The organism is Chitinophaga sancti, assembly GCF_034424315.1.
GTDB classification, from domain to species: Bacteria; Bacteroidota; Bacteroidia; order Chitinophagales; family Chitinophagaceae; genus Chitinophaga; species Chitinophaga sancti.
The window spans coordinates 1233015-1245374 of the sequence record NZ_CP139972.1 but is presented as its reverse complement, the minus strand read 5'-3'; the positions used below and the strand labels follow the sequence as shown (position 1 = coordinate 1245374).

The 12360-nt window shown below is 47.0% G+C and carries 11 protein-coding genes; 2 read left to right on the top strand and 9 right to left on the bottom strand.

Annotated elements, in window-relative coordinates:
* Nucleotides 1–56: 56 nt before the first annotated feature.
* A complete protein-coding gene (locus tag U0033_RS04495) occupies nucleotides 57–434 on the top strand; it encodes a hypothetical protein (protein WP_072366353.1) in 378 nt (125 codons plus the stop codon).
* 431 nt (nucleotides 435–865) lie between these two features.
* Nucleotides 866–1060 (top strand): hypothetical protein, encoded by a 195-nt coding sequence (locus tag U0033_RS04490; RefSeq protein WP_143150973.1) that lies wholly within the window; start codon nucleotides 866–868, stop codon nucleotides 1058–1060.
* 83 nt (nucleotides 1061–1143) lie between these two features.
* Here the strand turns inward: U0033_RS04490 and U0033_RS04485 are convergent, their stop codons facing one another.
* The 9 genes from U0033_RS04485 to U0033_RS04450 form a co-directional block, all read right to left on the bottom strand.
* Nucleotides 1144–2835, bottom strand: a complete 1692-nt coding sequence (locus U0033_RS04485) for a sensor histidine kinase (RefSeq protein WP_072366354.1) — start codon at nucleotides 2833–2835, stop codon at nucleotides 1144–1146.
* A 1-nt stretch (nucleotide 2836) separates the two neighbouring features.
* Complete coding sequence (locus U0033_RS04480) at nucleotides 2837–3961, bottom strand: histidine kinase (RefSeq protein ID WP_072366356.1); 1125 nt, start codon at nucleotides 3959–3961, stop codon at nucleotides 2837–2839.
* Nucleotides 3962–4186: 225 nt separating this feature from the next.
* The gene (locus U0033_RS04475) at nucleotides 4187–5200 is read right to left on the bottom strand and encodes a hypothetical protein (protein ID WP_245801890.1); all 1014 of its coding nucleotides are present in this window, start codon (nucleotides 5198–5200) and stop codon (nucleotides 4187–4189) included.
* Nucleotides 5201–5208: 8 nt separating this feature from the next.
* The gene (gene kdpC, locus U0033_RS04470; protein ID WP_072366358.1) at nucleotides 5209–5763 is read right to left on the bottom strand and encodes a potassium-transporting ATPase subunit KdpC; all 555 of its coding nucleotides are present in this window, start codon (nucleotides 5761–5763) and stop codon (nucleotides 5209–5211) included.
* 14 nt (nucleotides 5764–5777) lie between these two features.
* A complete protein-coding gene (gene kdpB, locus U0033_RS04465) occupies nucleotides 5778–7823 on the bottom strand; it encodes a potassium-transporting ATPase subunit KdpB (protein WP_072366360.1) in 2046 nt (681 codons plus the stop codon).
* Between the two features lie 12 nt (nucleotides 7824–7835).
* Nucleotides 7836–9515 (bottom strand): potassium-transporting ATPase subunit KdpA, encoded by a 1680-nt coding sequence (gene kdpA, locus U0033_RS04460; RefSeq protein WP_072366362.1) that lies wholly within the window; start codon nucleotides 9513–9515, stop codon nucleotides 7836–7838.
* 11 nt (nucleotides 9516–9526) lie between these two features.
* Nucleotides 9527–9604: a K(+)-transporting ATPase subunit F gene (kdpF, locus tag U0033_RS33225; RefSeq protein ID WP_394367271.1), complete on the bottom strand. Its 78-nt coding sequence runs from the start codon at nucleotides 9602–9604 to the stop codon at nucleotides 9527–9529.
* A gap of 94 nt (nucleotides 9605–9698) precedes the next feature.
* Nucleotides 9699–10049: a DUF7674 family protein gene (locus U0033_RS04455; RefSeq protein WP_072366364.1), complete on the bottom strand. Its 351-nt coding sequence runs from the start codon at nucleotides 10047–10049 to the stop codon at nucleotides 9699–9701.
* Nucleotides 10050–10871: 822 nt separating this feature from the next.
* Nucleotides 10872–12209 (bottom strand): sigma-54-dependent transcriptional regulator, encoded by a 1338-nt coding sequence (locus tag U0033_RS04450; RefSeq protein WP_072366366.1) that lies wholly within the window; start codon nucleotides 12207–12209, stop codon nucleotides 10872–10874.
* Nucleotides 12210–12360: the final 151 nt, after the last annotated feature.

Below are 12360 nucleotides of genomic sequence, written 5' to 3'. Positions count from 1 at the left end.
GTCAAAACCTCCCCTCAATTCCCTAAATATCCGTCTATTTGCTATAAATCTAAAATATGAGAAACAAAATCGGATTAGTTGCATTATTTGTTCTGTTTTTGGGCATGTGTCAGGGCGCTTTTGCACAGGATGGAAGCAGAAAGGACCAGGCCACAAAAGCAATTACTGATACCATGCAGGTACATCTTTCCCTGAATGATGATCAGTATAAAAAGGTGTATGATATCAATGCACAGTTCCTGACTAAGCTGGGAAGTATTAAACAGGACGGCGGCGGCAAACTGGCGAAGTTCCAGAAGTTAAAATCTGCTGACCAGGAAAGGGATGCGGCGCTGAAACCGGTATTGTCTGATGACCAGTTTAAAAAATACCAGGAGTTTAAGAAGGCGAGGAGAGAGGAGATGCGGGAGAATTATAAGAACAGCAAAAGCTGATGCCTGATGACCAGTTTAAGAAGTACCTGGAGTTTAAGAAGGCGAGGAGAGCGGAAATGTGGGAAAATTAAAAGAACAGCAAAAGCTAATGCCTGATGACCAGTTTAAAAAATACCTGGATTTTAAGAAGGCGAGGAGAGAGGAAATGCAGGGAAATCATAAGAACAGCAAAAGCTGATGCCTGATGATCAGTTTAAAAAATACCTGGATTTTAAGAATACAAGAAGAGAGGAAATGCAGGGAAATCATAAGAACAGCAAAAGCTGATGCCTGATGATCAGTTTTAAAAGTACCAGGAGTTTAAGAAGACAAGAAGAGAGGAAATGCGGGGAAATTATAAGAATAGTAAAAGCTGAATTCAGTAATAAACAAGTGCTCATTTAGCATTCAATATTATACCTGATCAATAGAAATTATAAACACTAATTTTTATGAAAAAAATACTGTTTTTTTCCGTTGTTAGTTGCTTCCTCACCGCAGGTGCAAAAGCACAAGTAATCATTGTCAGACCCGTACACCGCGTAGTGGTCGTTGCACGACCTGTGCCACCACCTCCACCTCCACCACCAGTAAGGGTGGTAGTCGTAAGACCAAGGCCATGTGTGCGCGTCTATGCCCGGCTTTAAATTCAATCAGACAACTACTGCTATTACAATAAATAGAATGGCTGTAATAGTAGTGGTTGTCTGTTTATTTTTCTAGAAAGAACCTACACCACCGGCAACCAAAACCCAAACTCCGCACCTTCCCCCAATCTACTCTCCACCCAAATCCTACCGCCCTGCGCCTCTATAAACTCCCTCGAAATCGATAACCCCAACCCCGTACCCGCCTTCTCCGGCGTACCCGGCACCTTAAAATACCTGTCAAATATCTTCGGCAAATACTTCTCATCAATCCCCCGCCCATGATCCGTTACCGTAAAATAAATCCGCTGCTCCTTAATAAACGTCTTCAACACAATCTCATCATCCTCCGGCGAATACTTCACCGCATTCGTCAAAAAATTCGTCAACACCCACGCCGTCTTCTCCGGATCCGTCAACATCTTACAAGGCGTATCAGCCTCCTCCACCCGCACGCGGATATTCTTCTGCTGCGCCAAAAAACTCACCGTACTCGTCGCGTTCCCAATTATAATCCCCGGACTAACCGGCGCTATCTTCAACTGGATATGCCCCGTCTCTACCTGGCTCATATTCAGCAATTCACTCGTTATCTTTAACAAACGATCCGAATCATCCGTTATGCTCTTTATCAACTCATCCTGCTCCTTATTCACCGCACCCACCCGATGATCCGCCAATAACTGCGCACTCATCTTGATACTCGCAATTGGCGTCTTTAACTCATGTGAGATCGTCGCAATGAAATTCGTCTTCGCCTCATTCAATTCATGAAATGGCGTAATATTCCTCAACACGATCACCTGTCCAATCACCCGTTCATTATTATCTACATTGATCACATCCAGGTGAAAATAACTCTCCTTATTATCTGCAAAGATCTTCAGCTCCTTTTCCTTACTCGTTTCCTGCAACAAACTTCGCATCAGGTCATTCTGCAAAGCCACATCCGGCGCATATTTCCCCGCAATCTCTATCTCTTTCAAACCTAATAACTTCTCGGCTACACGATTTGCAAACAGGATATGCCTTGTATCATCAATCCCAATAATTCCATCATTCATCTGGTTGATGATCGTATCGATACGGGATTTTTCAAATTTGATTTTTGCAAGGTTACTATGCTCATACTCATTCAGTTTCTCCGCCATCGTATTAAATGCCTGTGCCAGCTCCCCGAATTCATCCTGCTGATTCAAATGAATCCTGCGGGAATAATCCTTGTTGACAATAGATTTTATCCCTTCTGACAATGCATTGATCGGCTCAGAAATGATCCCCGGGAAGTTCACCGCCAGCGTAAAGGCAATGATTGATAGCATCGAAAATATAAGCACCAGCCAGTTGCTAAACCGCTTGGCATTATTCATCGCGGTGTTGTTCTTAGAAAATATCGCTTGTTGATTGGCCGTGTTGATCAGGTAGATCTTATCTCTTAAGAGTTGTTGTAAAGAGTCATTGGAAGGCGCCTTCTTCAACTGCTCAAACAATGCGCGCACTGCCCCCGTGGCCGCTCCCTCACCAGGCTCCGTAATATTCGCTTCCTGCCTGGACAGGTTCTCCTCAAATTTAGCGATACTCTGCGGATCTGTGCGAAACTGCTCCAGCGTCTGCAACATATTATTGCTATACACCAGCGTCTCATAATTATCCTTCAATACAAGATGTGCATCTTTCTTCATCAAATTGATAGAGAAGATACCCAGCAAGCCGGATACAAGGATTGCTGTAAATAAAAACCCAATGCCTATACTTAATTTCGTTTTCAGGCGCATCTTATGACAGAATTATAACGTCAATATCCGATTCAGATAACTTGCCCAGTAACTGGGCAAATACAGCCGTATTCAACACCATCCCCAACACATTCAGATGAGGTTTCCCCATGCAAATAGTGGTGATGTTCTTTTCCTCCGCTGTCACCATAATCGTTTTGGCAATATTACTACTTTTTACTTTCAGTACTTCGCCTCCCAGTTCCATCGCCAGTTTGAAATTATTGATCAGGTGCCGCTGCGATGCCAGCTCAATCCTATCCATGTTCTCCCGCGGTGTCTGCACATACAGCACATAAAATCGGCTATGGTAGTACGCCGCCAGCCTGGCCGTTTTCCGGATCACCTTGCGGGCAACGACGTGATTACTGCTGATGCAGGCCAGGAAACGTTCACTGCGCAGGTGGGCGGTACGGGGCAGGGCCGATTCGATTTTCCGCTCTACCTGCGAAGCCACTTCTTTCAATGCCAGCTCACGCAATTGCAGAATCTTTTCCGGCTGGAAGAAATTCTTCATCGCCACAGCAATCTTATCAGGGGTATAGATCTTCCCTTCCTGCAGGCGGGTGATAAGCTCATCCGCCGTCAGATCGATGTTCACCACTTCATCGGCCTGTAGTAAAATGCTGTCCGGAATCCGCTCTGATACATCGATGCCGGTGATGTTCTTCACCTCTTCCTGCAGACTTTCTATATGCTGGATGTTCACCGCACTGATCACATTGATCCCCGCATCCAGGATCTCCACGACGTCCTGCCAGCGCTTTTCATGCTTGCTGCCTTCGATGTTCGAATGTGCCAGCTCATCGATTACGACAACTTCCGGGTGTAGGTTGAGTACCGCCTGCGTATCCAGTTCATCGAGCATCTTGCCTTTGTAGAATAGCTGGCGGCGGGGAATGACCGGCAGGCCTTCCAGTAAGGAATGCGTTTCCGGCCGGTTGTGCGTTTCGATGTAAGCGATCTGGATGTTGACACCATTCCGCAGGAGCGTGCGTGCTTCTTTGAGCATGCGATAGGTTTTGCCTACGCCGGCACTCATGCCGATGTAGACTTTGAATTTTCCACGCCGTGACTGTCGGATCAGGTCAAGGAAATGCTGGACGTTGTTTTCTTTTTCAGTCATGAATGCAAGACTTTAATTAATAGGGCGAAAGTTTTTGCTTTTACCTTCGGCAAAAACAAAAACTTTCGAGGGAGTGGCCTGCGGCCGGTTGAAAGGATGTGGGTGGGTTTTGGACAGCGGCAGTGAATAGCCTGCGTGATGCGAAATTGATCCTGCAGCGGCTTTACGTTAATACCTCACTTTTCTCCAAATGCACACCTGCCTTAAATTCCTGGCACATATCCTTTACATTAACACTTCACTTTTCTGCAAATGCACACCCACCTGCCGCACTCCATGTTCCTCCGGCGAATACAACATCGCCGTACATATACATTGCTTAAACGCTTTCTTCTCTAAAATATCATAATTCACACAAGCTTTACACCCTGCCCAGAATCCCTCATCCCGCGTAATCTCACTAAATGTCACCGGCTCAAAACCCAGCTTCGTATTCATCTTCATAATCGCCAGTCCACTCGTAATACTAAACACCTTCGCCGCCGGGTACAATTCCCTCGACAACCGGAAGATCCTTTTCTTAATCCTAGACGCCACCCCCATATTCCTGAATACAGGGTTTACGATCAAGCCTGAATTTGACACATACTCACCATGCCCCCAGATCTCCACATATGAAAATCCTACCCACACCTTTTCCGCTGTTAATGCAATCACCGCCTTTCCCTGCCTGATCTTGTCTATGATCGCGGATATAGGTCTTTTCCCAATCCCCGTACCTCTCGCTTTCGCAGAAGCCTCCATCTCATCCCTGATCACCGCAGCATATTGTATGTCAGCAGGACACGCTTTTCTAACGATGATTCGCTCGTGTTCTAATTTCCTAATCCCTATTCCGTTCACTTTCGCAGCAGTCTCCCTCTCACCCCTAACCACAGCAGGATATTGTACATCAGCATGACTCACTATTACTCGCTCGTGTTCCGTTTTCCCAATCCCCGTACCCTTCACTTTCGCAGCAGTCTCTCTCTCATCCCTAACCACAGCAGCATGTTGTACATCTGCAAGACTCACAATTATTCGCTCATCTCCTATTTTTCCCATTCCCCTCACTTTCGCAGCAGCCTCCCTCTCATCCTTAACCACAGTAGCATGTTGTTCCTCAGCAAGACTCACGATTATTCGCTCATGTTCCATTTTCCCCATGCCTCCCGCCTTCGCAGCAGCCTCCCTCTCATCACCCATCACGCCAGCATATTGTTCCTCAGCATGACTCACTATTACTCGCTCGTGTTCCATTGTGCTATTTATTTTAACGCGTCCAGCGCGATATTGAGTTTTAATACATTAATTTTATCCGGGCCTAACCACGATTTATCCGTATGGTCAGCAATCAGTTTGCGCAGGCCACCAACATCCAGGTGGCGTACAGCCGCTACTCTTATTACCTGGATCTCTGCCGCAGCAGGAGAGATGTCAGGGTCCAACCCGCTACCGGAAGCCGTTACCAGTTCACTTGGAATATCCGCAGCCACAGTACCCGGGTTGTGTGCCAGGAAGGTATCGATCCGCTCCTGCACTGTTTTCAGATAATCAGGGTTACTCACCGCCTTATTAGAACCCCCGGAACCTGCCGCATTGTAATCTACCGCTGATGGCCGGCCCTGGAAATATTTATCTGAGGTAAATTTCTGTCCCACATTTTCATAGCCCACCACTTTACCATTGGAAAGGACCACACGCCCTTTCCCCGCGCCTCTCGCAAAATGCGCCACACCCGCTATCAGCAATGGATATGCTACGCCTAAAAGCAATATTAAAATCAATGTGAGTTTTATAGATGGCAAAAGATATTTTTTCATACTTAATTGAATAATTACATGATGAAGGATAAGAATAAATCAATCAGTTTGATCCCGATGAAAGGAATGATCACACCCCCCAGTCCGTAAATAAGCAGGTTCCTGCGCAACAGTGCACTCGCGCCTATCGGCTTATAAGACACCCCTTTCAGCGCCAGCGGAATCAATGCGGGTATAATAATCGCGTTGAAGATAACGGCAGAGAGGATCGCACTCTCCGGACTTTTCAGGTGCATAATATTCAGCGCCTGCAGTGCCGGGATAGCTGTCATAAACAAGGCCGGAACGATCGCGAAATACTTCGCCACATCATTCGCAATGGAGAAGGTGGTCAGCGTACCACGGGTCATGAGCAACTGTTTACCGATCTCTACGATCTCAATCAGTTTGGTTGGATCGTTATCGAGGTCCACCATATTCCCGGCTTCCTTCGCTGCCTGTGTACCGCTGTTCATCGCCACTCCCACATCTGCCTGTGCCAGTGCCGGCGCATCATTCGTACCATCACCCATCATCGCCACCAGTTTACCACCTTCCTGTTCCCGGCGAATGTAGATCATCTTATCCTCCGGCTTTGCCTCTGCAATAAAATCGTCCACACCGGCTTTTTCTGCAATGAACTTCGCGGTCAGCGGGTTGTCACCTGTCACCATCACGGTCTTCACACCCATGCGGCGCAAACGTTCGAAACGCTCACGGATACCGGGTTTGATGATGTCCTGCAATTCTATCACACCCATTACCAGCTCGTTCTGACTCACCACCAGCGGCGTACCGCCATTAGAAGAAATCTCTTTCACTTTCTCCTCCGTTTCTGCCGGAAATGCATTGCCGGAACGAAGCACGATATTCCTGATGGAATCATAAGCACCTTTGCGAATCCGCAATCCGCCCACATTCACACCACTGCAACGAGTCTCTGCTGTAAAGGGAATAAACGCTGCGCCGTTTGCATTTAAAGTACTGGTTTTAATGCCCTTCTCCGCTGCTAATTCGATGATCGATTTACCCTCAGGGGTTTCATCTGCCAGGGAAGCCAGGGTACAGGCTTCAAAGAATTCTTTTTTACCAATGTTGTCCGCCTGCCAGAAATGCGTAGCCTTCCTGTTCCCGATCGTGATGGTACCTGTTTTATCCAGCAGCAGCGTATCCAGGTCACCAGCGGTTTCCACGGCCTTTCCACTCTTGGTGATCACATTCGCCCGCAGCGCACGGTCCATGCCGGCAATCCCGATCGCACTCAGCAAACCACCGATCGTAGTAGGGATCAAACAGACAAATAGTGATACAAATGCTGCGATCGTAATAGGGGTATGTGAGAAATCACCAAAAGGTTTCAGTGTCACACATACAATAATGAAAACCAGCGTAAAACTTGCCAGTAATATCGTCAGCGCAATTTCGTTCGGCGTTTTCTGCCGACTTGCCCCTTCTACCAGTGCGATCATTTTATCCAGGAAACTCTCCCCGGGATCGGTGGTCACCCTCACTTTAATTTTATCACTCAGCACTTTCGTACCGCCGGTTACAGAGCTCTTATCGCCACCTGCTTCGCGGATCACCGGGGCAGATTCCCCTGTAATGGCAGATTCATCGATGGTAGCAAGGCCCTGTATGATTTCACCATCCATGGGAATCATATCACCGGCTTCGCAAATGAAGATGTCCCCTTTGCGTAACTGTGACGAAGGAACGATTTTCATTTCATCCATAAAGATCTCCCCAACGGCCAGGATTTTTTTAGCCGGGGTTTCTTCTCTTGTCTTACGCAGACTTTCGGCTTGTGCTTTCCCTCTTGCTTCGGCAATGGCCTCTGCAAAGTTGGCAAAGAGTAAGGTTAACAACAGGATGATAAAGACCGACAGGTTATACCCGGGCGCACCCTGGGAGGCATCCTTTGTGAAATACGTATAGGCGGTCACGATCAGCATAATAGCCGTACCTATCTCTACCGTAAACATGACCGGGTTGCGGAACATGCTCTTCGGGGAGAGCTTGATGAACGCCTGTTTCAAAGCGCCGGCTACCAGTGAAGGTTCGAATAATTTATTGTTGGACATGACAATTAACGATTAGTAGATTTGAAAGAATTCGGCCACAGGTCCCAGTGTCAAAGCCGGGAAGAAGGCCAGTGCAGCTACGATCATAATGACGGCATAGGTCATGATACCAAAAGTAGCGTTGTCCGTTTGCAGCGTACCTGCAGATTCCGGCGTATACTTTTTATTCGCCAGGATACCCGCGATTGCTACCGGGCCAATGATGGGCAGGAACCTGCCTAAGAGCATCACCAGGCCTGTGCTGATATTCCAGAAGATGTTGTTATCAGCCAGTCCCTCGAAACCGGAACCATTGTTTGCAGAGGAGGACGTATATTCATACAGCATCTCTGAAAACCCGTGGTGACCGGGATTATTGAGCCAGGCGGCGTCCGGATGGTAAGCTGCAATGGCCGTACCTACCAATATCAGGAAGGGATGGAACAGCGCGATAATGGCGGCGATCTTCATTTCTTTCGCCTCTACTTTGCGCCCCATGAACTCCGGCGTACGGCCCACCATCAGGCCGGATATAAACACGGCGATGATGAGGAAGATAAAGTAGTTCAGCAGGCCGACACCTTTACCACCATAGAAGCAGTTCACCATCATACCGAGTAATTGCATGGCACCGGAGAGCGGCATAGCACTATCGTGCATGGAGTTCACCGAACCGGTAGAGATGATGGTCGTCATCACCTGCCAGTACGCCGAAGCGGCTACACCTATACGTACTTCTTTTCCTTCCATCGCGCTGTGATCATGCAAACCGATCTTTGCAAGTACGGGGTTGCCGCCGAGTTCGGACAGCATATTCGGGATCATCAAAGTGAGCATCCCGATGGTCATGACACCGAAGATGGCATAGCCCAGTTTTTTACGGTTGATGAAGAAGCCGAAGGCAAAGACCAGTGCCATTGGAAGGATACATTGAGCAATGGCTTCGAGCATATTGGTAAAGTAGGAGGGATTTTCCAGCGGGTGGGTGGAGTTAGCCCCGAACCAGCCGCCACCGTTTGTACCCAGGTGTTTGATGGCGATCATGGCCGCTGCGGGGCCACGGGATACCTGTACGGTATCGCCCTGCAGGGTGGTAATGGTATCCTTGCCATCGAAGGAGGCGGGGGTACCACTAAAGGCCAGGATGATCGCCATGATCACAGACAGGGGCAATAAGAGGCGCGTAATCGTCTTAATAAAGAAAACGAAGAAGTTACCTAGCTTTTCAGTCGTTTTGCCCGCAAACGCCTTAAAAAGCACCGCTACTGCTGCCACACCTGTTGCTGCGGATACGAATTGTAAGAAAGTGATCACCAGCAGCTGGGTGAGGTAGGTGAGTCCGGATTCGCCGGAGTAGTGTTGCAGGTTACAGTTTACGAGGAAACTGATACTGGTATTGAAAGCCAGGTCCGGCGTCATGTTCCCGTTACCGTCCGGGTTGAGGGGAAGGTGTGACTGGAACAGGAGGACGAAGAAGGCGTAAAGGACCCAGACCATGTTGATGGTCAGTAAGGCCACCATGTGTTGTTTCCAGTTCATTTCCTTATTGGGATCGATGCCGCAGATGCGGTAGAGGAATCGTTCAAAGGGATGCAGGAAGTCGGTAAAGGTAGGTGTGCCGGCGAATACTTTGGCGATGTACTTTCCGAGGGGGAAAGCAATCAGTAAGGTAATGAAGAAGGTGACTAAGACACCTGTGATTTCGCTGTTCATAATTTAAGAGATCAGAATTTTTCAGGTTTTAGGAGCACATACACCAGGTAGATGAATACGAGGATGGATATGATCAGGAGTAATGTCATCATGGCTTAGATGTTTTCGAAGAAGTCAATAGATTTATAAAAAATGTAAAAGCAGGCTGCTATGATGAGCAGGTAGATAAATGTGAACATATATTTAAGCGTGTAGTTGTTGGATGTAGATAGAAAAGATGTTGACCGGCATTTTGCTTTGTATTTCCTGCCATTCCTGGCGGGAGCATACCATTTTCATGGCACTGAAACTGTAGATGAATACATTTTCGATGGCTGTTTTTACGAGCTGGTTGCCTTTGTTGTAGATCTTTTCGGCCAGGCGCATGGAGTGTTGTACTTCACGGATCTGGTGGTCCTGGATCATTTTCAGAGTGTAGTTCGCCAATACTTTGATGCAGAGATAGGCAGAGCCGAATACAGGTGCTTTGACTATTTCTTTTTGAATGGAGGGTATTTCATCTGCTATTTCAGCAGCGGCTTCATATTGGTTCATAAAAAATGAATTTTATATGAAGGAGTGTGGCCAATTGTTGTGCCGGAGGGCGGGGAAGGGGGGAAGTGGTTGGTTTTCAGGTGAATGGGAAAATGGGGTGGAAATAAGACCTTCTCATTTTGAGAGGGTTTTATCATTTTGAAGGGGGTGGGTGGTAGCGGGTTGGGAGGGCGGGGGTTAATGGTTTTGTGGCTTGGGGTTTATCGTTGTGAGGGGGCCTTATATTTTATAGTTTTTTATTTGTCGGTAGGGGGGTGGCGGGGCATGTATTTGATGATGTCCAGGTTTCAGTTTTATTGTTGCGAAGCGACTTTATGTTCTTCTATTTTTCGGTTGGGTATTGCGGGGCAGGTATTAAATGATGTTCCGGCTTCAGTTTTATTACTGTGGCGCGACTTTATATTTTCCTGTTTTTCGGTAGCGTATTGCGGGGGCATATATTTAATAATGTTCCGCTTCAGTTTTATTATTCTGAAGGAACCTTGTATTCTGTATTCTTCTATTTGCCTATAGCGTGTGGCGAGGCAGGTATTAAATAATTTCGCTGCTTCAGTTTTATCCTTCTGAAGGAACCTTATATTATATACTCTTTTATTTTCCGGTATCGTATTGCGAGGTCTATATTCAATAATGTCGCTGCTTCATTCCGAAAGGCCCCTATATTATATACTCTTCTATTTTCCGGTATCGTATTGCGAGGTCTATAATCAATAAGTCGCTGCTTCATTCCCAAAGGCCCCTATATTATATACTCTTCTATTTTCCGGTATCGTATTGCGAGGTCTATAATCAATAATGTCGCTACTTCATTCCGAAAGGCCCCTATATTTTATACTCTTCTATTTTCCGGTACAATGTCGCAAGCCCTATATTCAATAATTTCGCTGCTTCTGTTTTATTGTTTTTAGTATGATGCAGCACCTTTATAATATGTAATTTCTCCACGCTGGCGAGATCAAATGCGGACAATATCCCTGATGATTTATCTGCAATCTGCAAATCAAATGGCAGGTGTTCTACCAATAGCTCATCACCGTCAGCGAGTATCACGGCGCGTTCCAGCACGTTCTTCAATTCCCGGATATTCCCTTTCCATTCATGCAGTTGCAGTTTCTCTACAAACGCCGTCGTCATTTTCAGGGCTTTCCTGTTATTGCGGTTTGCGGCCAGTGCGATAAAATACTCTGCCAGTGCCGGGATATCTTTTTTGCGTTCCCGCAGGGGTGGCAGGGTGATGGCGAATACATTCAGCCTGTAATACAGGTCTTCCCTGAATAAACCTTTCTCCACTTCTGCTTTCAGGTCACGGTTGGTTGCGGCGATGATGCGTACGTTCACTTTGGTGGGTTTGGTATCACCTACTTTAATAAACTCGCCGGTCTCTAAGACACGCAATAATTTCGCCTGGAGGTCCAGGGGCATTTCACCCAGTTCATCTAAGAAAATGGTACCGTTATTCGCTTCTTCGATCAGGCCTTTTTTATCCCGTGTTGCATTGGTGAAGGCACCGGCTTTGTAACCGAATAGTTCACTTTCCAGTAGCTCCCGGCTGAACGCGCTACAGTTCAGTGCTACGAAAGGCTTGCCTGCGCGCTTGCTGCTGTTATGAATGGACTGGGCAAAAACTTCCTTGCCGGTACCTGTTTCTCCTAATAACAGTACGGTGGTATCGGCGGGGGCTACTTTGCTGGCCTGGGCAATGGCCTCAGAGATCGCGCGGGAATTGCCCAGGATGCTTTCAAAACTGTATTTCTGTCCTACCTGTTTTTCGAGTTTTTCGATCCGCTTTTGCAGCAGTACTTTTTCGTAGGCACGGTTCAGCAAAGGGATGATCTGGTTATTATCGTCGCCCTTGGTGAGGTAATGGAAAGCCCCGTTTTTGATGGCCTGCACGCCATCGGGAATATTGCCGTAGGCGGTGAGAACGATGACTTCCAGGGAAGGAAATTTCTCCTTGATGGTTTTGGAATAATCTACCCCGCTGCCGTCGGGGAGTTTGACATCGCAGAGTACGACATCGATATCTTCTTTATCGAGGATCTTTTGCGCGGATTTGATATTACCGGCTTCAAGGACGTTGTAACCTTCGAGGGTGATGATGCGCTTCATCAGGCTGCGTAACTTTTCTTCGTCGTCGATTATGAGCACAGTTCCTGCCATATAGTTTATTTGGAAGGCAAAATTAAGTCTATTTGGTCAGATTCGATTAAATGGGAATTCCTATAGTTTCATTTTATTTGTAGGCTTGGGTGAGGCAGTTCCCGGAATTTTATGTATGGAATAAGTTCTGGTTGGCAACGAAGGGGGGAGG